The sequence below is a fragment of the Mycobacterium sp. JS623 genome (assembly GCF_000328565.1).
GTDB lineage: Bacteria > Actinomycetota > Actinomycetes > Mycobacteriales > Mycobacteriaceae > Mycobacterium.
Map to the genome: position 1 here is coordinate 5,486,073 of NC_019966.1, position 22,904 is coordinate 5,508,976.

The 22,904-nt window shown below is 65.2% G+C and carries 14 protein-coding genes; 5 read left to right on the top strand and 9 right to left on the bottom strand.

The features are described 5' to 3' along the window. Positions 1–60 precede the first annotated feature (60 nt). Genes MYCSM_RS26605 through MYCSM_RS26620 form a run of 4 tightly spaced genes read left to right on the top strand, consistent with a single transcriptional unit; the run spans position 61 to position 12,795 of the window. Positions 61–3,255 (top strand): ATP-binding protein, encoded by a 3,195-nt coding sequence (locus MYCSM_RS26605; RefSeq protein ID WP_015309275.1) that lies wholly within the window; start codon positions 61–63, stop codon positions 3,253–3,255. Next, positions 3,252–6,437 carry an AAA family ATPase gene (locus MYCSM_RS26610; protein WP_015309276.1) on the top strand — a complete coding sequence of 1,062 codons (3,186 nt, stop codon included), beginning with the start codon at positions 3,252–3,254 and terminating at the stop codon, positions 6,435–6,437. The genes MYCSM_RS26605 and MYCSM_RS26610 overlap by 4 nt, the downstream gene beginning before the upstream one ends. Continuing rightward, a complete protein-coding gene (locus MYCSM_RS26615; RefSeq protein WP_015309277.1) occupies positions 6,434–9,616 on the top strand; it encodes an AAA family ATPase in 3,183 nt (1,060 codons plus the stop codon). Before MYCSM_RS26610 ends, MYCSM_RS26615 begins: the two co-directional genes overlap by 4 nt. Continuing rightward, a complete protein-coding gene (locus tag MYCSM_RS26620; protein WP_015309278.1) occupies positions 9,613–12,795 on the top strand; it encodes an AAA family ATPase in 3,183 nt (1,060 codons plus the stop codon). The genes MYCSM_RS26615 and MYCSM_RS26620 overlap by 4 nt, the downstream gene beginning before the upstream one ends. A 106-nt stretch (positions 12,796–12,901) precedes the next feature. Here the strand turns inward: MYCSM_RS26620 and MYCSM_RS26625 are convergent, their stop codons facing one another. From MYCSM_RS26625 to MYCSM_RS26650, 6 genes are all read right to left on the bottom strand, one after another. Next, positions 12,902–13,294 carry a hypothetical protein gene (locus MYCSM_RS26625; RefSeq protein ID WP_015309279.1) on the bottom strand — a complete coding sequence of 131 codons (393 nt, stop codon included), beginning with the start codon at positions 13,292–13,294 and terminating at the stop codon, positions 12,902–12,904. 10 nt (positions 13,295–13,304) lie between these two features. Next, on the bottom strand, positions 13,305–13,784 hold the full coding sequence (locus tag MYCSM_RS38920) for a hypothetical protein (RefSeq protein WP_335337499.1): 480 nt from the start codon (positions 13,782–13,784) through the stop codon (positions 13,305–13,307). A 37-nt stretch (positions 13,785–13,821) separates the two neighbouring features. Further along, the gene (locus tag MYCSM_RS38925) at positions 13,822–14,235 is read right to left on the bottom strand and encodes an ABC transporter ATP-binding protein (protein ID WP_335337518.1); all 414 of its coding nucleotides are present in this window, start codon (positions 14,233–14,235) and stop codon (positions 13,822–13,824) included. A gap of 784 nt (positions 14,236–15,019) precedes the next feature. Further along, entirely contained in the window at positions 15,020–15,238 is a 219-nt protein-coding gene (locus MYCSM_RS26640; protein ID WP_015309281.1) for a hypothetical protein, read from the bottom strand. Positions 15,239–15,329: 91 nt separating this feature from the next. Further along, positions 15,330–17,900, bottom strand: a complete 2,571-nt coding sequence (locus MYCSM_RS26645) for a helix-turn-helix transcriptional regulator (protein WP_015309282.1) — start codon at positions 17,898–17,900, stop codon at positions 15,330–15,332. 115 nt (positions 17,901–18,015) lie between these two features. Further along, positions 18,016–18,462 carry an SRPBCC family protein gene (locus tag MYCSM_RS26650; protein WP_015309283.1) on the bottom strand — a complete coding sequence of 149 codons (447 nt, stop codon included), beginning with the start codon at positions 18,460–18,462 and terminating at the stop codon, positions 18,016–18,018. A gap of 61 nt (positions 18,463–18,523) precedes the next feature. On the opposite strand from MYCSM_RS26650, the gene MYCSM_RS26655 reads away from it, so the two are divergent. Continuing rightward, entirely contained in the window at positions 18,524–18,973 is a 450-nt protein-coding gene (locus MYCSM_RS26655) for a nuclear transport factor 2 family protein (RefSeq protein WP_015309284.1), read from the top strand. Positions 18,974–19,042: 69 nt separating this feature from the next. Here the strand turns inward: MYCSM_RS26655 and MYCSM_RS26660 are convergent, their stop codons facing one another. The 3 genes from MYCSM_RS26660 to MYCSM_RS26670 are packed head-to-tail and all read right to left on the bottom strand — an operon-like array spanning position 19,043 to position 22,904. Next, positions 19,043–20,461, bottom strand: a complete 1,419-nt coding sequence (locus tag MYCSM_RS26660; protein ID WP_041315054.1) for an MCE family protein — start codon at positions 20,459–20,461, stop codon at positions 19,043–19,045. 2 nt (positions 20,462–20,463) lie between these two features. Further along, a complete protein-coding gene (locus MYCSM_RS26665) occupies positions 20,464–21,585 on the bottom strand; it encodes an MCE family protein (RefSeq protein WP_041312726.1) in 1,122 nt (373 codons plus the stop codon). After that, the gene (locus MYCSM_RS26670) at positions 21,582–22,904 is read right to left on the bottom strand and encodes an MCE family protein (RefSeq protein ID WP_015309287.1); all 1,323 of its coding nucleotides are present in this window, start codon (positions 22,902–22,904) and stop codon (positions 21,582–21,584) included. The genes MYCSM_RS26665 and MYCSM_RS26670 overlap by 4 nt, the downstream gene beginning before the upstream one ends.

Here is a 22,904-nt window from a genome sequence, read left to right on the forward strand (position 1 = left end):
AAGCCATACGCTTGCCGAATCAGCCAGTCAGTATGGGCCGACGAATCGGCGGGGGACGCGATGCTGCCGGCGACGGACGTTTGCCGGTCGTGTGGGGCTGCGCCACAACAGGGCGCCCGATACTGCAGCACCTGCGGGTCGCAGCTGACAGCCGCGGTCGAGGCGGCGGAGTACAAACAGGTGACCTTGTTGTTCGCCGATGTGGTGCGCTCGATGGATATCGCCGCCGCGCTGGACATCGAGCGGCTGCGCGAAATCATGACCGACTTGGTTGAGCGCTCCGCGGCGGTGCTGCGCCACTACGGCGGGACCGTGGAGTACCACGGCGACGGTGTGATGGCGATCTTCGGCGCTCCGATAGCGTTGGAAGATCACGCATTTCGCGCATGCCTAGCCGCCATGGCCATCCAAGAGGAAGCGGGCCGCTTAGCCGCCGACGTGGCCCGCCACGACGGCGTCGCGCTACAGCTGCGAGTAGGCCTCAATTCGGGCCGGGTGATCGCCGGCGAGATCGGTTCGGGGTCATTGGGTTATGCCGCGACGGGCGAGCAGGTCGGGATGGCGCAGCGCATCGAATCGGTCGCGCCGCCCGGCGGCGTGATGCTCTCAGAGTCCACGGCACAACTGGTCGAGCACATCGTGATGATGGCTGAACCCGAGTTCGTGCACATCAAGGGGAGCGACGAACCAATCCGGGTGCGCAGACTGCTGGCGATCGACCCGCGCGATGGCCTGATGGGGCAGCCCGAGACAACCCTGATCGGGCGAGACTGGGAGCTCGCGGCCGTCGACGCCATCCTGGACCGCGCGATCGCTGGCCAGGGCGCTGTCGTGAACGTGGTAGGACCGCCGGGCATCGGCAAGTCCCGAGTTGCCCGCGAAACCGCGGCGCTGGCCGCCAGCCACGGAGCCGAGGTGTTCTGGGCCTTCTGCGAATCCCACGCAAGCAACATCTCGTTCTACGCCGTGACGCGGCTGCTGCGCGCCGTCGCGGGCGTCGCCGACCTTGCCGGCCAAGCCGCCCGCGCGCGGGTGCGGGTCGACGCGCCAGCCGATGCCGACCCACAGGATCTGTTGCTGCTCGACGATCTGCTTGGCATTGCTGATCCCGATGTGACGCTGCCCCAGATCGATCCCGACGCGCGGCGTCGCCGGTTGACCGCACTGATCAACACCATGGTGCTGGCCCGCAGCCAACCCGCGCTGTTCGTCATCGAGGATGCACACTGGATCGACGCAGTCAGCGAGTCGATGCTGGCCGAACTTCTCACCATCATTCCCAACACCCGATCGATGGTGCTGGTCACCACTCGCCCCGAGTATGAGGGAGCGTTGACGCGGGTGCATGGCGTCCAGACGATAGCCCTTGCCCCACTTGGTGATTCGGAGGTTGCCGCGTTGCTGGGTGAGTTGCTGGGTGCGGATCGGTCGGTCGCCGAGCTGTCGGCGGTCATCGCCGAGCGGGCCGCAGGGAACCCATTTTTTGCAGAAGAGATGGTACGGGAGTTGGCGCAACGGGACGTGCTGGCTGGCCAACGCGGTCGCTACGTCTGCGGAGTGGATGCCGCCGAGGTGAGCGTGCCGGCCACGGTGCAGGCTGCCATCGAAGCACGCATCGATCGGCTCAGCGCCCGGGCCAAAAGAACGTTGAACGCGGCGTCGGTGATCGGCGCCCGCTTCGAGGCCGGACTGCTGGCCGCATTGGGGATCGATGCGGTGATTGATGAGTTGCTTGACGCAGAGCTGATCGACCAGGTGCGGTTCACCCCGACCCCGGAGTACGCCTTCCGCCACCCGCTGATCCGCGCGGTGGCCTACGAATCACAGCTGAAATCCGATCGCGCCCAATGGCACCGGCGCCTGGCCGACGCGATCCAAGGCCGTGCCCCGGGGGCGGTGGAGGAGAACGCTGCGCTGATCGCCGAACACGTGGAGGCCGCCGGTGACCTGACTGCCGCGTACGGCTGGCACATGCGCGCCGGCTCGTGGTCCACCAACCGCGATCGCGATGCTGCCCGGGTCAGCTGGGAGCGGGCACGCCGGATCGCCGACGCGCTGCCTGCCGACGACCCCGATCAGTTGTCGATGCGCATCGCCCCCCGCACCATGCTGTGTGCCACCGACTGGCAAGACCGAGCAGTCCAGGACAGCCGGGGCCGGTTCGCCGAGCTGCGGGAGTTGTGCGATGCGGCCGGGGACAAGGTCTCGCTGGCCATCGGGATGACCGGCCTGGCCACCGAGCTCCTCTACTCCGGGCGACCGCGTGAGGGGTCGCGGGTGGCATCCGAACAGATGGCGTTGCTGGAGTCGATCGGCGATCCCACCCCGACCATGGCATTGGCGTTCATAGCGTTCGGCAACTGGTTCGAGGTCGGTGAATTCGGCGAGATCCTGCGGCGATCGCAGACCATCATCGACCTGGCCGCCGGTGACCCCGCGAAGGGCGCCGGCGGCGGCGTGGGATCGCCGCTGGCGTTTGCGCTGGCATGGCGCGGCGTTGCTCGGTATTGGCTGGGCCGACCCGAATGGCGCCAAGACTTCCACGACGCCGTCGCGATGGCCCGAAACAGCACCCCCACAACCTTCGCCGCCGTCGTCGCCTGGACCTACGGTGTCGCGATCCAGTACGGGGCGCTACGGGCCGATGACTCCGCGGTGTGCACCCTAGAGGAGGCGGTGCAGGCCGCCCAAGGGGCCAGAGACGATGTCGTATTGAGCGTGGTCGAGTACGGGTTGGGTACCGGGTTGCTGAGTCGGGACGCCGCGACCGACCGTCATCGCGGGCTGGAGCTGATAGTGCAGGCCCGCGATTTCTGGGTGCGCAAACACATTGGTCTTCAGACAGTCCCGATCGTCGACTTGTGGGCCGGCCGGGAGCGGGCCAGGGGCGGTGATCGCGATGCTGCCCTCGCGGTGATGCGCCAAGCGGTGGACGAGCTGCACCAGGCGGGACGGTTCGGGTACGGCGTTTTCGGCACCGGCGTTCTGGTGGAGACGCTGCTTGAGCGCGGCACCGAGAGCGACATCGCCGAAGCTGAACGGGCAATCGACTTGCTGGAGGACCAGCACGCAGATGAAGCTTCAGCGATTCGCGAGATCACACTGCTGCGGCTGCGGGCGCTGCTAGCCCGGGCCGCCGGCGTCGCTGTTGCCTTCCAGGACTTGGGGATCCGCTATTGCGACATGGCGAAAGCGCTTGGCTACGAAGGACACATCGCCTGGGCCGAGGCCATGATCAAGGGTGGGGCCCGATGACGGCGCTGGACCTATGTTGCGCCTCATGCGGCACAACGCTGCGGGAAAGTGCCAAATTCTGCGACGAGTGCGGTACCCCAGCTATTGCGTTGGCCGACACGCCAAAGTACAAGCAAGTGACCGTGCTGTTCGCCGACGTGGTGCGGTCGATGGACATCGCGGCCAACCTCGATATGGAGCGGTTGCGCGACATCATGACAGAGGTCGTCGAGCGCTCGGCAGCTATGGCCAGGCGTTACGGCGGGACCGTGGAATACAACGGCGACGGCATAATGGCACTGTTCGGCGCCCCAGTTGCTCTGGAGGACCATGCTTTTCGCGCCTGCCTGGCTGCCATCGACATCCAGGAGGAGGCGAACCGGCTAGCTGCCGAGGTCCGGTACCGCGATGGCGTCGATCTCCGGCTGCGGGTCGGCCTCGACTCGGGTCAGGTGATCGCCGGAGAGATCGGTTCGGGGACGCTGGGATACGCCGCGACCGGCGAGCCGGTCGGATTTGCCCAACGAATGGAATCCGCGGCACCTGCGGGCGGCGTGATGCTCTCGGATTCAACCGCTGGACTGGTCAGGCACAGTGTGAGGCTGGCGGAACCGGAATGGGTGCACATCAAGGGGACCGACGAGCCGGTGCGCGCACACCAGTTGGTGGCTATCAACCCCCGCGATGGTCTGCCCGGGCGGGCTGAGGCCAGTCTGGTTGGTCGCCGCTGGGAGATGGCGGCTTTGGACGCCATCGTGGACCGCGCGATTGGCGGCCGCGGTGATGTGGTGAACGTGGAGGGACCGCCGGGCATCGGCAAGAGCCGCATAGCACGAGAGGTCGCGGCAGTTGCCGCCCGCCGCGGGGTCGAGGTGTATTGGGCCTTCTGCGAATCCCACGCCACCGACATCCCGTTCTACGCGGTGACGCGGTTACTGCGCACCGGCATCGGGGTGGCCGACCTCGACGGCGAAGCCGCTCGCACACAGTTGCGGGCGGGTATGCCGCCCGACACCGATCCGCAGGATTTGCTGCTGCTCGATGACCTGCTGGGCATCGCCGACCCCAATATGCCGCTGCCCCAGATCGATCCGGACGCACGGCGGCGCCGGTTGACCGCCCTGATCAACACGACGGCACTAGCGCGCACCGCACCGGCCTTGTTCATCATCGAGGATGCGCATTGGATCGATGCGGTCAGCGAGTCGCTGATCGCCGACTTGCTAACCGTCATCCCGCGTACTCCAGCCATGGTGCTGATCACCTACCGCCCCGAATACGACGGAGCCCTGACGCGGGTGCGCGGCGCGCACGCGATAGCGCTTGCCCCCCTGACTGATTCGGACACCGGGGCGCTGATCGGTGAGCTGGTGGGTTCGGATCCCTCGGTCGGCACGTTGGCGGCGACCGTCGCCGACCGGGCCGCCGGGAACCCGTTCTTCGCCGAGGAGATGGTGCGCGAGCTAGCCCAGCGCGGCGCGCTGGCCGGCGAGCGCGGCGGGTATGTCTGTGGCGTGGACGCCGCCGACATCGCGGTGCCGGCGACCGTGCAGGCCGCCATCGAGGCGCGCATCGACCGCCTCGCGGCCCCAGCCAAGCAGACGCTGACCGCGGCGGCGGTAATCGGAGCGCGCTTCGAAGCGGAGCTGCTCGCCGCACTGGGCATCGATGCGGTGCTCGGCGAGCTGATGGGCGCGGAGCTGATCGATCAGGTGCGCTTCACCCCAAGCGCGGAGTACGCCTTCCGCCACCCGCTGATCCACGCGGTGGCCTACGAATCGCAGCTGAAATCCGATCGCGCCCAGTGGCACCGGCGCCTAGCCGCCGCAATCCAAGAGCGTGCGCCCGGGTTGGTGGAGGACAACGCGGCGCTGATCGCCGAACACCTCGAAGCAGCGGGCGAACTGCGCGAGGCCTATAGCTGGCGCATGCGCGCCGCGACCTGGGCGACGAACCGCGACATCGACGCGGCCCGGCTCAGTTGGGAGCGAGCTCAGAAGGTCGCCGACGCGCTACCCGTCGACGACCCCGCTCAATTGCCGATGCGCATTGCCCCCCGCACCATGCTGTGCGCCACCGTCGCGTTTGGCCCAGCAGTCGAAGAAAGCCGGGGTCGCTTCGAGGAGCTGCGGGAGTTGTGCAGCGCGGCCGGGGACAAGGTCTCGCTGGCCGTCGCCATGTCTGGGCTGGCCAGCGAGCTCCTTTACGCTGGGCGCGCGCGTGAGGGGTCGCGGCTCGCATCCGAACAGATGGCGCTGCTCGAGTCGATCGGCGATCCCACCCTGACCATGGGGTTGGCGTTCGTAGCGTTCTGCAACTGGTTCGATGTCGGTGAATTCGGCGAGATCTTGCGCTGGTCACAGACCGTCATCGACCTGGCCGTGGGCGATCCCGCCAAGGGCGCCGGCTTCGGTATGGGATCACCGCTGGCCGTCGCGTTGGCGTGGCGCGGCATCGCGAGGGCGTGGCTGGGCCGTCCCGGATGGCGCCAAGACCTTCACGACGCCGTCGCGATGGCCCGAAACAGCGACCCGGCAACCTTCGCCCCTGTCGTCACCTGGGCCTACGGTTTCGCGATGCAGTACGGGGTGCTTCGGGCCGATGACTCCCTGGCGTGCGGGAGCGAGGAGGCGGTGCAGATGGCGCGATCCAGCAACTGGGTAGCACTAAGCTTGGCCAAGTTCACGCTCGGTATTGCGCTGCTGAGCCAGGACGACGCGGCCGACCGTCACCGTGGGTTGGAGCTGATCGTGCAATTCCGCGAGTTAGTTCGCGAGCGTGGCCCCTTCCTGGTGCCACTCGCCGACTTGTGGGTCGCACGGGAGATGGCCGGGCACGGCGACCGCGATGCTGCCATTCTGGTGATGCGCCAATCCGTCGACGAACTGCACAAGGGAGGGCAGCTCGCCTATGCCGTTTGGGGCATCGGCGTTTGGGTGGAGACGCTGCTGGAGCGTGACACCGAGGGCGACCTGGCCGAAGCCGAAGCGGCGATTGACAGGTTGGCGAACCTGCCGGGACACGACGGTTCGGCGATGATCGAGATCACGCTAATGCGGCTGCGTGGACTGCTCGCCCGGGCCCGCGGCAACGACGTTGCCTACTGGGACTTTGTGCGTCGCTATCGCGCCATGGCGGAATCGCTTGGCTTCGAAGGACATATCGCCCGGGCCGCGGCCATGATCGAGGGTGGCGTCGGATGACAGCGGTAGACGTAGCATGCGGCTCATGTGGCACTGCCTTGCGGGAAAGCGCCAAGTTCTGCGACGACTGCGGTGCTCCCACATCGGTTTCGGGTGACGCCGCGGAATACAAGCAGGTGACGGTGCTGTTCGCCGATGTGGTGCGGTCGATGGACATCGCGGCCGATCTCGATATGGAACGGTTGCGCGACATCATGACAGAGGTCGTCGAGCGCTCGGCGGCGATGGCCAGGCGTTACGGCGGGACCGTGGAATACAACGGCGACGGCATAATGGCACTGTTCGGCGCCCCAATTGCCCTGGAGGACCACGCTTTTCGTGCCTGCCTCGCCGCACTGGCCATCCAGCAAGAGGTCGCCCGGCTAGCGGCTGAGGTAGCGCGGCGCGATGACGTGTCTCTTCAGCTTCGGGTGGGCCTCGATTCGGGCCGGGTGATCGTCGGTGAGATCGGTTCAGGGGCGCTGGGCTACCGCGCGACCGGCCAGCACGTCGGGATGGCCCAGCGGATGGAAGCCGCGGCGCCCCCCGGCGCGGTGATGCTTTCGGAGTCGACCGCGCGGCTGGTCGAACACAGCGCGATGCTGGCCGAACCGGAGTGGCTGCACATCAAGGGCACCGACGAACCGGTGCTCACGCGCCGACTGCTCGCGATTGGCCAACGTGATTGCGTGATAGGTCGTGCCGAGGCGAACCTGATCGGTAGGCGCTGGGAAATGGCCGCATTGGACGCCATCATCGACCGTACGGTCGCTGGTCGCGGCGGCGTGGTGAATGTGGTTGGGCCGGCGGGCATTGGCAAGAGCCGGGTGGCCCGCGAGGCCGCGGCGGCCGCAGCAGGTCGCGGCGTCGACGTGTTCTGGACTTTCTGCGAGTCGCATGCCCGTGACGTCCCGTTCCATGTCGCGACGCGGCTGCTCCGCTCGGGCAGCGGGGTTGCTGATCTCGACAACGAAACTGCCCGTAAACGGGTGCGAGCTCGCATGCCCGTTGATGCCGATCCGCTGGATCTGCTGCTGCTTGACGATCTATTGGGCATCGCCGAGCCGAATGTGGCGCTGCCCGAGATCAACCCGGATGCACGGCGCCGCCGGTTGACCGCGCTGATCAACGCCGCGTGGCTGGCGCGCACCGAACCGACGCTGTTCATCATCGAAGACGCGCACTGGATAGACGCGGTCAGCGAGTCGATGCTGGCTGACTTCCTCGCTGTGATCCCGCGCGCTCCATCGATGGTGTTGATCACGTCTCGCCCCGACTACGAGGGAATGCTGACGCGGGTGCGCGGCGCCCAGTCGATAGTGCTTGCTCCCCTGGGAGATTCGGACGCGGCGGCATTACTGGCTGAGCTACTGGGTCCGGATCCGTCGGTCGGAGCGCTAGGCGCGATCATCGCAGAACGCGCCGCCGGGAACCCCTTTTTCGCCGAGGAGATGGTGCGCGAGTTGGCCCAGCGCGGCGTGCTGACGGGCAGCCGCGGCATTTATGCGTGTCACGGGAACGCCGCCGACATCGCCGTGCCTGCGACGGTAGAAGCGGCCATCGCGGCGCGCATCGACCGACTCAGTGACCGCGGCAAGCAGACGTTGAACGCGGCGTCGGTGATTGGGGCCCGCTTCGGAACCGATCTGCTCGCCGCGGTGGGCATCGATGCAGTGGTCGACGAACTGCTCAGCGGCGAACTGGTCGAACAGGTGCGGTTCGCCCCGCACGCCGAGTACGCGTTTTGCCACCCGCTGATCCGTGCAGTGGCCTACGAAACCCAGTTGAAATCCGATCGCGCGCAATGGCACCGGCACCTCGCCGACGCAATCGAACAGTCTGAATCAGAGGCCGTTGAGGAGAATGCTGCCCTAGTAGCCGAACATCTCGAGGCCGCCGGCGAATTGCACGCGGCCTATGGCTGGCACATGCGCGCCGCCGCGTGGGCAATCAATCGCGATGTCGGCGCCGCTCGGGTCAGCTGGAAACGCGCACAACGGATCGCGGACCAATTACCCGACGACGATTCCGACAAGCTGTCAATGCGCATAGCCCCGCGAATCATGCTGTGCGCCACGGACTGGCAAGCAATTCAGGAAGGTTGGGGCCGCTTCGCGGAGCTGCGGGAGTTGTGCAGCGCGGCCGGAGATAAGGTCTCGCTCGCCATCGGCATGACCGGCCGGGTCGCCGAGCTCCTCTACGCCGGGCGTTCGCGTGAGGGGGCGCAGCTGGCATCGGAACAAATGACGTTGCTCGAGTCGATCGGCGATCCGACGTTGACCATGGGGTTGGCGATCCCGGCGTTTCTCAACTGGTGCAGTGTCGGTGATTTCGGAGAAATCTTGCGGTGGTCGCAGACCATCATTGACCTGGCCGGGGGCGACCCCGCCAAGGGCGCGGGCTTCGGTCTGGGATCCCCGCTGGCGGCCGCGGTGGCATTTCGCGGCGTTGCCCGGTGTTGGCTGGGTCGTTCCGGGTGGCGGCAGGACTTCGACGACGCCGTCGCGTTAGCGCGACGCAGTGATCCTGCAACGCTCGCCTTCGTTGTCTCTTGGACCTTCGGTCTCGAAATACCCAACGGAGTGCGACGGCCCGACGACTACGTCGTGCACGCAATCGAGGAGGCGGTGCAGATCGCCCAAGGATTCGGCAACGATACGGCACTTGGCCTAGTCAAGATGGCGCTGGGTAACGCTCTGCTCTGTCGGGACACCGTGGCCGACCGTGATCGCGGGTCGGAACTGATGATTCAGATACGCGAGTGGCAGCACGAACGTGCCCCCTCGCTAGCTCCGGTCGCCGAGTTGGTGGTCGCGCCCGAGAGGGCCAGGCGCGGTGACCGCGACGGTGCTATCGCCATGGCGCGCAAAGCCGCCGACGAACTGCACGAGGCCGGACGGTTCGGGTATTGCGTGTTGGCCGGCAGCATTTTGGTGGAGTCGCTGCTGCAGCGTGACGCCGACGGCGACGTAGGTGAAGCCCAGAATGCGATCGACCGACTCGCCGGGCTACCTACCGATACGGGATCGGCGATGCGCGACATTACGCTGCTACGGTTGCGCACGCTGATGGCCCGGGCCCGCGGCGACGATGCCGACCACCGAGAATTGCTGATCAGCTATCGCGCGATGGCGGAATCGCTTGGCTACGAAGGACACATCGCCTGGGCTGAGTCGATGGCCGAGGGCGGGTCGGGATGACGGCCGCGGCTGTAGCGTGCGCATCGTGCGGCACCCGACTGCGAGAGAACGCAAAATTCTGCGACGAGTGCGGTGCCCCGACTAAGGTTTCGGGCGAGACGGCGAAGTACAAACAGGTGACGGTGTTGTTCGCCGACGTGGTGCGCTCGATGGACATTGCGGCGACGGTGGATATCGAGCGGTTGCGCGAAATCATGACCGAGGTCGTGGAGCACTCGGCGGCGGTGGCGCGTCGATACGGCGGGACCGTGGAATACACCGGCGACGGTGTAATGGCGCTCTTCGGCGCCCCAACAGCACTGGAGGACCACGCTTTTCGGGCTTGTCTTGCCGCCCTGGCGATCCAGGATGAGACCGCCCGGCTAGCTGCCGAGGTGCAGCAAAGCGACGGTTTGTCTCTTCGGTTACGCGTGGGCCTGAATTCGGGTCGGGTGATCGTCGGTGAGGTCGGTTCGGGCTCACCGAGATTCGCCGCGATCGGCGAGACAGTCGGATTTGCCCAGCGGATGGAATCGGTGGCACCGCCAGGGGGGGTGATGGTGTCGGAGTCCACCGCGCAGCTGGTCGAGCACACCGTGCAGCTGGCCGAACCAGAGTCGGTGCACATCAAGGGAGCCGACGAACCCGTGCGCGCGCGTCGGCTATTGGCAATCGCCCCGCGCACTGGCCCGGTCGGACGCGCCGAGGCCAGCCTGGTCGGTCGGCGCTGGGAAATGGCGGCGCTCGATACCTTCGTCGACCGCGCGACCGGTGGGCGCGGTGGTGTCGTGAATGTGGTGGGACCTCCGGGCATCGGCAAGAGTCGGATCGCGCGGGAGGTCGCCGCTGCCGCAGCCGATCGTGGGGTCGAGGTCTATTGGGCCTTCTGCGAATCACATGCCCGCGACATCCCGTTCTATGCAGCGGCGCGCCTGCTGCGCGCGGCTACCGGCGTGCTTGGCGTTGACGGCGAAGCCGCCCGCGCTCGCGCCCGGCAACAAGTTATCGATGCAGACCCAGACGATCTGCTGCTGTTGAATGATCTGCTCGGTATCGCCGAGCCTAATGTGCCTCTGCCCCAGATCGACGCTGACGCGCGGCGCCGCCGGTTGACTGCACTGATCAACGCCGCGGTGCTGGCGCGCACCCAACCGGCGCTCTACATCATCGAGGATGCCCACTGGATCGATGCGATCAGCGAGTCGGTGCTGGCCGCGTTGCTGTCGGTGATTCCGCGCACTCCGTCGATGGTGCTAATCACGTATCGACCCGAATATGAGGGGACACTCACAAGGACGCACGGCGCCCAGACGATAGCTCTTGCCCCCCTGGATGATTCGGACACCGCCGTACTGCTTGGGGAGCTGCTGGGGGCCGATCACTCGGTCGCTGAACTGGCGTCGGTCATCGCCGAGCGGGCGGCCGGGAACCCGTTTTTTGCCGAGGAGATCGTGCGCGAGCTGGTGCAACGCGGGGCGCTGGCCGGCACTCACGGTAAGTATGTCTGTCGGGTGGATGTCACTGAGCTCAGCGTGCCTGCCACGGTACAGGCCGCCATCGAGGCGCGCATCGACCGGCTGAGCGCCCCAGCCAAGCGGACGCTGCACGCGGCGTCGGTGATCGGAGCCCGCTTCGACGCGGAACTGCTCAGCGCGTTGGGAAATGATGCGGTCGAGGAATTGCTCACCACCGAGCTGATTGATCAGGTGCGGTTCACTCCGAATGCCGAATACACCTTCAGACACCCCCTGATTCGCGCGGTGGCCTACGAATCGCAGCTGAAATCCGATCGCGCCGAGCTGCACCGGCGCCTGGCCGCCGCGATGCAACAGTGCGACCCGGGGTCGGTGGACGAGAACGCGGCGCTAATCGCGGAACATCTCGAGGCTGCCAGCGAGCTGCACACGGCCTACGACTGGCACATGCGCGCCGGTGCCTGGTCAACCAACCGCGATGTCCGCGCCGCCAGACTCAGCTGGGAGCGAGCACGCCGCATCGCCGACGCGCTGCCCAACGACGACCCTGGCCAATTGTCAATGCGCATCGCCCCCCGCACCATGCTGTGCGCCACCGACTGGCAAGGCCACCAAGCGATTCAACAAAGCCAAGGCCGCTTCGACGAGCTGCGGGAGTTATGCGGCGCGGCCGGGGACAAGGTTTCGCTGGCCATCGGCATGGGCGGGCTCGTCACCGAGCTCCTCTTCGCTCAGCGCACGCGTGAGGGGTCGCGACTGGCATCAGAACAGATCGCCCTTCTCGAATCGATCGGCGAACCGACCTTGACCATCGGATTGGCATTCGTTGCGTTCGCCATGAAGTTCGAGGCCGGTGAATTCGATGAGCTCTTGCGGTGGTCGCAGGCCGTCGTCGACCTGGCCGCCGGTGACCGCGCCACCGGCGCCGGCTTCGGCATCGGATCACCGCTGGCGGTCGCGTTGACATTTCGCGGCATTGCTAAGTGGTGGCTGGGTCGTCGCGGATGGCAACAGGACCTCCACGACGCCGTCTCGATGGCCCGAAACAGCGACCCGGCAACCCTCGCGCTTGTCCTGACCTGGTCCTACGGTGGGGTCCTCTACGGGGTGCTTCGGCCCGATGACGCCATGCTTCATGAGATCGAGGCGACGGTACAGACTGCCCTAAGCGCGTGCAACGACCACGCAGTGTTCTATGCCGAGTACGGGTTGGGCGGCTTGCTGCTGTATCAGGAGGCCGCCGCCGACCGGGACCGCGGGCTGGAGCTGATGGCGCGCGCCCGCGAGTGGCAGCGCGAACAAGCACCCTCCCTGGTCCCCGTTACCGACCTGGTGATGTCCCGCGAGAAAGCCAGGTGCGGCGACCGTGACGCTGCCATATCGGTGATGCGCAAATCCGTAGCCGATCTGCACCGAGCAGGACGAGTCGGGTATGGCGTTTGCGGCACTGGACTTTTCGTCGAGACGCTGCTCGAGCGCGGCGGCGAGCGTGACCTTGCCGAAGCCCAAGTGATGATCGACTGGGTGGCGGCCTTACATGCCGATCAAAGTTCGGCGATGCTCGAGATCACACTGCTGCGGCTACGCGCGCTGCTAGCAGGGGCGCACGGCGACAAAGTCGCGTACCGAGACTTGGCGAGTCGCTATCGCACGATGGCGGAATCGCTTAGCTACGAAGGACACATCGATTCGGCCAACGCGATGCTCGAGGGCGACTCGGCATGACGGCGGTGGCGTGGCGTGCGGGCCATGCGGTACCGAGCTGCGGGCCAATGCCAAATTCCGTGCCGAGTGCGGTGACATGGATCTCCTGTTGCGAGTGGGCCTGGATTCAGGCCGAGTCATCGCCCGCAAAATCGGTTCTGGTGCGGCTGATCCCACTCGTGGCCGCCGCGTACCACTCTTTGTCGTCGTACACCGATAATCCAGCGCCGATGTTGAGGAAGTCGGCACTCTGAGCGGTCGCTTCGTCGCTCGACGGATAGGCCACCGCACCCTGATCGCGGACGGCTGGCCAATCCTTGCGCGCCAACGCTTCGGAGACCAGGACGATATCCCCCACTGCGGTGTCATTGATCATCCGCGGACGAAAGGTGCCGGCCACCCGGTATCGCTTCGGTCCGTCGACGGTAGTCAGCTCGACCGAGTCGCCCGTGGCCACTCCTAGCCGGCTCGCGGCCACCTCGCTCAGGCCAACTTCGCCTTCGCCCAAGCCCCGCCACATCCAGTTGTTCTCACCGGTCGGCTCGTATAGCCCTCGGCTCTACCATCCCCCGGCGTAACGCCAATGACAAGGCGGGACAACGTTCCTGAAGAGATCGTCGACCGCCACCGGGACGATACGCTGCGTCCCTCAGCCGCGCCGACAACCAAATGGAAGGTAGCGTCGGCGACTGGCCGTCGCGCTGATCGAGTACCGATTGAGTGGCGATCAGCAGGGACGCGGGCAGCCGGTCGGCCTTCTGCGCTGCAACCTGGTTGGCGCCGAGCAGCTGCATGCTCTGTGATCCGATGGCCAGGCTGGTGCTTTCGGCGAGTACCGCCGCAGAGATACCGAACAACAGCGCGTAGCGCTGAACATCGGCACGCAGTAGGGGGACGGCTTCCGCATCGACCGCACGCCCGTCGACGAGATGCAGCTCGCGGGTGCCGTAACTCGCCGCGTCCCGGTCGTGGGTCACCATGACGACCGCCGTGTTCTCTTCGTTTGACAACGAACGCAAGTGTCCCAAGACCTCGGTCGACAAGTGGCTATCCAGGTTTCCGGTTGGTTCGTCGGCGAGGACGATTGCCGGCTGGGCCACCAGCGCGCGCCACGGCAACCCGCTGCATCTGTCCCCCGGAACGTTCAGCCGGCCGGTGCCGGACGCGGTCGCCGAGCCCCACCCGTTGCAGTAGCTCCTCGGCGCGCGCGTCTGCTTTTCGGGCCGCAACCCCGTCGAGCACCAGCGGCAACGACACGTTCTCCACCGCCGTCAACATCGGAACCAGATTGAAGAATTGGAAAACGAATCCGAGTTTGCGCCGCCGCAATGCGGCGCGCGCGCCGGTGCTCATTGTCCACACGTTTCGACCGGCCACGGCCACGCGACCGGAATCCGGCGCGTCCAGGCCGCCCGCAATATGAAGAAGGGTCGAATTGCCGGCCCCCGACGGACCGGTCACGACGACGAATTCGCCTGCCTTCAAAGTGAAGTCGAAGTCGGAAGGACCTGCACCTCCTCGTCGCCCGTGCGGTATTTCTTGGTGACGCCTTCGAGCCGCAGCACGTCAATCGGTGCCGAGGCAACCGCGGTCATAGTCTGTGCATTTCACGTTCCATGGCAGCGTCCTCGAGAAACTCGTCGCGCCGCGGTGGATAGAACCGGGGTGGAACATGTTCCGCCGTCGGCTGTGCGACCTGAGACGAACGCGCAAACAGCGCGCGCACGGCGTCAATCAGCCCACGCCTGGGCTTCGTCATCGGCAATGGCACAGCCGCCGCCGTGCTGAATGCAAGTTGTTGCTCTGTGATGACAACGAGTGGCTGAGTCACCTCTGCCTCAACCTGCTCGCGCTTTTCGGTCAATGCCGGCTGATGGGCGGCTGCCGTATCTAGATCGGACACTTTGGGCCCCCTCTTCTGACGTTGTGACCGATTAATCATCAGCCGCGTCAGTTTCGACGCCCGCAGTACCGCACCACTGCAATCTCGACCGATCTCGGCGCAGAGGTACCTAGTCATCGTTGCGAGTACCTACTTGCCCAGCTCAGACTGCCGCGGCCCGCCCAATCCGGATGTGGGCGGCGCGCGAAATGCGATTTTCAGTGACAGAGCGGTCCCGTGTTGGGCGTTCCGTCTTCGGTTGCCGTATACCGACGACTCCCCGTTACCGCCGGAAACCTGGTCTGACGGTTGATCTGCCCGTGCCACTCCGGCGAGCCGAACAGACAGGGCGGCCGCTTCGAATCAGCGACGGGTGTTGGCGCCACCGCTTAGTGTCTTTTGCACCGCAAGGAGTTTGGCCTCGGCGATGCGGAAGAAGCCGTCCAGGGCAGCTTGCTCGACTTTGACGTACTGGGAGATCTCGTCTCTCGCGACGCCTGCGTCGCGGCACCTCAATGCCAGCGCATACGGTAACGGCAGCCGGCGTAACGCACGCTCACGCTCGCTGAGTTCATTGTCCATCGGACCAGCATGCGTCTGTTGTCGTCGAGTCGACTCAGTAGGCCGATACTGAAATCGTCAACGCGACAACGAACGCCCGCGCGGGCGTACTTCACTCTGTTCGCACCCGCGGCATCAGGGCGGCGAGTTCGTCGCGGCTGGTGGTTCCGGTCTTCATCATTGCCCGGTAGATGTGACTCTCGACGGTTCGGATCGAAAGGGTCAGTCGCTCCGCGACGGCGCGGTTCGATAATCCCTCGCCGATGAGCATCACGACTTCGGCTTCTCGGTCGGTGAGCGGCAAACTTTCGCTCGCCTGACGAAGTGCCGGTGTGCACGCGCCGGATTTGGCTGCAAGTTCGTCTGCACGTGCGGAGCATTTCAGTGCCGATCCTCGCTTGTCTTGGCGCCGATACGCGAGGGCGGCGTGGGCGGCCGAATCCACCGCGGCGACGAGATCGCCCATCCGCTCGAATTCCATTGACACGGAGAATAAGTCAGCGGGACTACCCTCACGAAGGGCCTCAGCGAAGCGCGCCGCCAAGCCGGCACGTGGGCCTTCGACGATCGATTCGAGTTGCCGCAGCCGGGGTGCCGTGGTGCGGTCGCCGAACTGGGTGGCGGTTTGCAGACACAGCACTTCTGCCGCGAATCGACCCGATTCCTTGGCTCTCTCGGCAGCCGACAGCAGTGTATTGATGGCTTCGCTGACCGCGCCTTGACCCGCGGCCACCCACGCTCGGGCGAGGCTCATCTCGTGGTCCAGTGAACGGAATCGGCGCGGCACGTTCTCGAGCGCGGCCAGTACGGCGGCCGCCTCGTCAGTCAGTCCGCGAACGGCGAGTGCTGTCGCATGAGGTATGCGATAGCGGTAACCAAAGCCGCCGGGATGGGTTGCCGACAGTCCGTCGGCTGCGTGCTCGAGCAACGAGCATGCGCTGTGCAGATCCCCCGCGCCAAGCGCTGCCCGGCCGGCTATGGCAGCACCGAGGAGTTGGGCGGCGCCGGGAAGATTGGCCGCCTGCTGCTGCGTTCGTTCGGCAACTTCGAGGGCATCGGCAACTCGGCCAGAAAGCAGCAGCGCTCCTATCTCGGCGTCGGCGATGTTGAATCTCATGTGTGGAGCGTCGAGAGTGCGAGCCGCGACACCATGGCCCGCTTTGGCGTCAGCCAGGGCTTCGGTGGTGGTCCCCGCGTCAGCGGATATCTGTGCAAGCACCCATGCGATTTCGGCGCCAACGACCGGAATATCCGTCAACGCAAGAGATTTCGAAGCCTGAATGGCAGTCTGCGGCTGATCCATTGCGAACCAGTAGATGGTAAGGAACGCGTCGATGTACCCACGTGCGCGCGGCGGGGTGTAACGCGATGCATCGTCTATCAGTTCTTTCGCGCGCGCCGGATCACCGAGCGCCCACAGCATGTTGCTGCACCGCAGGAACGCGAACCTGGCACGCTCGTGATCGGTCAACCGACTGGTGTCGATGTCCGCGAAGACCGCCTCGGCATCCTCGCCCCTTCCTGACCATGACAACGCGTGTGCGCGAACAAAGTTCGGTTCTGGTCCCGCGCCGGCGCGTTGTGCCGCTTCCGCTAGTCGATCCGCGAGCGAGAGGTCCCCGAGCCATACGGCACCATGCGCTGCGCGGACCAGCAGGTCGGCATCGGGTGCAAGGTCGGAGTCCAGACTCAACGTCGCGCGGCGGACGATGACTCGGATCTCGTCATGCTCAGCGGATGCGGCGAGTTCGGTGGCGACCAATCCCCGTAACCGTCGTAGCCGGGTGTGCGCCACTCGTCTGCGGCGCACCTGGCCGTAAAGCGGATGCGCCACCCGCACTTCGATGCCTGCACCTGCCGGTTCAACCGTGATTAAGTCGCGGATTTCGGCTTCCTCGACTGCTGCCCTGTCGGTGATCCGGGTCAACGCCGCGAGGTCGATCGGTTCCGCGACAGCCAGCACATCGATCACATCGCTGACCGGCGCCGGCAAGTCACCGATACGGGACTCGATCAGCTCAACCAGCCCGGGCGGCATAATCGGATCACCAATCCACCGCCACAGCCCGTCTTCGCGCGCGATTCTGCCGTCGGCAACTTCTTGCTCGACGATGTTGCGCAGATAAAGGACGTTTCCTCGGGTTAGCCTCCAAAGCCGCTCGGCAGCAACCGAATCCACCGAACCGCCCAACGCTGCTGACAGCAACGCAGAAGTTTCGTCGAGCGACAATTGCTTTAGGTCGAGCCTGTCGAACTGGCCGGCTTTCCATAGCTCCCGTATGGCCACCGGAATCGGCGCAGTGTCCCGAGCAGTGAGTATCACCTTCGCCGACCCGCGCTGCACAATCTGATGCACGACGAACGTCGAAAGGTCGTCGAGCAGATGGACGTCATCGACGCCCAGGACTACCGCTTTGGATGCAGACGTGGAAGTCAGCGACTCGATGACGCCTTGCAGCAATTGAATCGTGTCCGTGACGCCCGATGGTGCCCACGCAGTAAACGCCCCGAGCGGAATGTCCCGCGCTGAAGCGGTGCCTACCGTCCAGCGGGTCTCGTAGCCTTCCGAAGCCGCAGCCGACAACGCCTCACGGGCGATCCGACTCTTCCCGACGCCTGCAGATCCGCAAACCAGAATGCCGGAGACAGTCGATGACGAGATGGCGGCCTCGACGGCCCCCATCTCCTCCGTCCGTCCAATTAACGGCCACGACAAGCGCACGCAAGAAGCCTAGGAGCCCAGCTAGCGGCGGGACGTGAAAAGCGGATAGTTCGCTGCTAGACAGGTGCGCAGGGAACTACCTGCCACCCTTTTTGACCTTGAGCACCTGCTTGCGCAGGCCGTCGGTGGCGGTTTCCACGCCACCCTTCATCGCCCGCTTGAGAATGAACCCCGGCAGCGGCACCGACAGGTCGACGGTGATGTCGAATTCGACCTTGGTCTTTTCCCCGTCGGGGATCAGCGTGTAGGACGCGTCCTGAGCCTTCAACTGGCCGGCGCTGACGAGCGTCCAGCTCACTTTGTTCGCTGTCCACGTGTACTCGACCACCTGCTCGTCGCTGATGCCCGCCGTCTTGATTTTCATCTTGACCTGGCGTGGTCTCCCATCGTCGTAAGCGTTCAGAATCTCGCAGCTCTGGTACTGCGGGGACCACGTCGGCGTCGATTCGACGTCGGCGATCACGTCGAGAATCTCCTCCGGACTGGCCTCGATCACAACTTCACGGGAATCGCTGGTAGCCATGGCGCGACCATAGTCCCCCTACCCTTCGGGCGGGGGTGCCCCCAGGTTTACCGTTCGACACATGGAGCTTTGGGAGCTGGTGGCGCGCGAACGCATCAGGGACACACTGGCCCGCTACAACTGGTCGGGTGACGGGGCGCGCCTCGACGAGCTCGCCGAAACTTTCTGCGAGGACGGCGAGCTCGAGCTGCGCGGCAGCGACCCGGTGCGTGGTCGCGCCGCGATCGTCGAGCTGCTCGGCGGGGTCGTCTCAGCCCCGAACACGCCCGCGCAAACACCGCGTGTCAAGCGCATCGTGCGCCACAACGTGACGAACATCCGGTTCACCGACGTACAACCGGACGAGGCGCGGATCACCTGCTACTTCACGGTCGTCACCGAGATCGGCCTCGATCACTACGGCCGGTATCGCGACGTGTTCGTGCCTGTCAGCGACGACTGGCTGATCCGCCACCGCTTCGTGTCGACCGACTGGAGCGCACCCGACTCGACGATGGCTAAAATTCATTGACTCTGCGCGGAGGGCGACAAAGCGCGAGTACGCACCGCCCATAGCGCAGAGTGAATGCAAGGGCAAGCGCTAGGGTGATGGCGGCATCAGCATCGACTGCCACGTCTTGTTGCCCGGGTGCGCCAAATCGGACCGCGTGTAACGCTTTCCGTCCGGACCGATGTAGTCACCCGTCGCGGGGTCATACGGAACGGCGGCCACCGGTGGCTGTGGCGGTGGCGCGTACTGCGGTATGCCCTGACCCGACAGCGTCGCGTTGGGGTCACCCTTCCAGTTGAGGCCGTCGTTGAGCGGGACATACTGCTCGTCGCTTTCGCACAACTCCACCGTAGGCGCGCGCTTGTCCGGTTCCGTCTCGCACGGAATATTGCGCACGCCACGAACATTCATGTCCGAATCCTGTGGAATGCGGCAGTACAACTCGCCGGCGGGCCGCTCGGGATAATCCTGGTCCGAGGGCGATCGCTGCTGCCGCACGGGCAGGAAACCAGTGTTGCAAGGCGGCGGCAGGTTGAGGTTCAGGTTGAAGTCGAGGTAGATGCCCCGATACGCCTGTTTGACACCGGAATCGGCGACGGCGATCGCCGACATGACCGCGGTGCCCTGCGGGAAAAGCACCAGCAATTGCTCGAGGTCGTTGCGGTAAGTCACCGCGATATCGCCGAGGCTGACCAGATTCGCGAGCAGGACCGGCAGCGCGGGCGCCACCCGGTCGAACAGCGCCCTGCCTTCTTCCAGCGCAGGGCTTCCGACGTTGAGTAGATCAGCGAACGCCGCGTCCTGTGCCTTGAATTGGCGCGTGATCGACGCCATCCGCTGCGCCCACGTCGCGATCGAATCCGCCGTCTGCACTTGAGAATTCAACACAGGCGGAGACTGATCGATCAGCTGGCTGATTTGATCGACAGACTTCCCGCTCTCGATTGCCAGCGCCGTCGATCCGTCCACGATGCGCGACAGCTCAGGCCCCAGACCGCCAACGGCCTTATCCGCTTCGTCGACGACCGTCCGCAGATTGTCTGGCGGAATCGCCTGCAGTGCCCTGTTCGTCGCGTCGAGCAGGTTTCCGATATCGGCCGGAATCTGCACCCTGCCAACGGGAATGACATCGCCGTCGCGTAGCTTCTGTGAGTTGGCGGACTTCGGGGTCAGTTCGAGGAACTGTTCACCGACGGCGGAGCGGCTGTGGACCGCCGCGGAAACGTCTGACGGAACCGGAGTGTCGGAGTTGAGTGTCAGGACCGCTTGAACGCCGTCGCGGGTCGTCTCGATCGACTTGACCCTGCCGATCTCGGTGCCGCGATAAGTCACCACGGACGTCGGGTACAAACCACCCGACGCGGGCAGGTCGACCGTCACCGTGTATCGCCCGATCCCGAACAACGCGGGGACTTTCACGAAACCGAACGCCATCACGCCGACGGCGATGACGGTGATTGCCGCCATGGTCGCCAGTTGTATCCATACCTGCCGAGTCAGACGCCGCAGCACTAGTACGCCCCCCACCGATATGGCGCGATCAGCGGATTGCCCGCGGTGTACGGGCTGGGCATCTGCCCGATGGTGCGGCCCCATTGAATTTCGAGGTCGGTGAGATCACCTTCCCAGCGCGTTCCGGTGAACAAGCTGCTGTCGATCCGGCTCAGCGTCAGGTCGATGACGAGGGTGATGTTGGCGAAGTCGCCGCGGAACCAGTTGGCGAGCGTGCTCTTCACCCACGGGTACGTAGATAGGAAGTCCAGCCCCTTCGTGAGCGCGGGCCCGGCGTTGGCCAGTTCCCTGAATACCGGCGCCATGTTGCGCAGGTTGTTCACGAACGATGCCTTGGTCTGGTTCACCGTCGACGTGGCGATCGCGCTGAACTTGCCGAGCGCGTCGATCGCATTGGCCAACTTGGTGCGTGAATCCGACAGCACCGCCAGCGCCTGCGGGATCGTGGTGAGCGCCCTGTCGACAGTCTGATCCTTCGCGGCGACCTGCCCGGCCAACGAGTTGAGATGTTCAGTGGCCGCGATGATGTCGTCGGTCTGGGCGTTGAGCTGAGAGATGAAGGTGTCCAACTGATTCAGCAGGCTGCGCATGTCGTTCTCACGGCCGGCCAGGGCCTTGGCGAACGACTGGTTGATCTCCTGAAGCTGACCAAGCCCGCCGCCGTTGAGCAGAACCGACACCGACGCCAACGTCTGCTCGGTGGTCGGATAGGTATCGGCTCTGGCGAGCGGAATCACCGAACCGTTCTTGAGCTCACCCTGCGGCGCCTCGTCGGTGGGCGGAGCCAGTTCGATGTGCATGGACCCCAGCAAGCTGGTCTGCCCGATCTTCGCGGTGCTGTTCGCAGGCAGATGGACATCTTTGTTGATGCGCATGGTCACCAGCGCATGCCAGTCCTGCACCTCGATCTTGGTGACGTTGCCGACGTTGACATCTGCGACCCGCACCCGGGTGTTCTGTTGAATCACAACGACATCAGGTAGCTGCGCTTGGATGGTGTACGAGCCGTCGCCGGAGCCTTCGGTCCCCGGCAGGGACAATGAGTTGAGTCCGCGCCACTCACAGCCAGGAATCGCGGACAGGCAGGCGACGATCAGCGCCGCGGTCAGCATGCGCCTCACGGAGAACCCCCAGGCGGCACCATCAGGCCCTGCAAGCCCTCGGAGGGGTCGGTGGGCATCGCCTCCGGCGGCAGGTCTCCGATGGCCGCTTCTGCCGCCAGTGGTTCTGCCGGGTTGTTTGCCGGTACTGGGACACCTGGCGGGGTCTGCGGTGGCAAGTGCGGATTCAGACGGTCTTCGCTGTAGGTGATCTCGTTCGGCCGCGCCGAGGCACCCACGAACGGGTTGGTGCCGAGCGGCGGGAAGTTGTACTGGCGGTTCTTGATGATCGGCGCGAGATACTGGACGCACAGCTTCGACGATCTCTCCCAGTTCTCTCGCGACGCGGCCTGGATTGCGCTGCAGATGAATTGGACGGTGTCGGCGAAGTTGACCGGTGCCAAGATGCCGGTGACGGCGCTCTGTGCGGGTTGGTAGATGTTCATGAAGTTCTGGAACACCGTCGGCGCGATGTGGAGGACCTGCTTGATGTCACGGCGGCTCTCGTTCAGCGCCGTGGTGACAGCGTTCAGGTGATCGACGGTGACGCCGATGCTGTCTCGGTTGTCGGCGACGAAGCCACGCAGGTCGTTCACCGCTGCGTCAAGACCCTTCGTCGCATCGGCCACTTCGTTGGGCGTGTTCGAAAGTACCGTCGTGATGTCCGCCAAGTTCGTGTTGAACGTGGCGAGCAGATCGCTGCTCGAAGACAACGCTGACACCAGCGTCTGCAGGTTTCGCACTGTGCTGAAGATGTCAGTACTGTGGTCGCCGAGAGCCGAAATCGCCTTGGAGAGTTTGACGACCGTGTCATGTGCCGTGTCGCCCTGGCCGCGCAGGTTGGCAGCCGTGCTGTTGATGAACTCGCCGACTGGGCTCATTCCACCGGGTGTGGTGGGCTGCAGCGAGTCGGTCAGCTTCTCCAGCTGCTGGCGCAAGTCGTCCCACTCGACGGGGACCGCGGTGCGCTCCTTCGGAATTGACGCGCCGTCAGCCAGTTTCGGACCGCCGGAATATGCGGGGACGAGTTGAATGGCGCGCGCAGACACAAGTGACGGCGACAGAATCGCGGCCTGCACGTCGGCGGGCACCGGGTACTGCCTGTCGACCGAGAACGTGACCTTCGCGGCGTTCGGCTGCGGGTCGATCTCCTCCACCGTGCCGACGGCGACGCCGAGAATGCGTACCTCATCGCCGGTGTAGAGGCCGTTGGTATTGGTGAAGTAGGCGACAAAGGTGTTCCTGGCGAAGCTCTTCCACCACGGCGTGGCTACCACAGTTATCGCGACGGCAAGCGTGATGGCCAGGGTGATCGCGGTCGCGATTCTCAACAGGCGCAT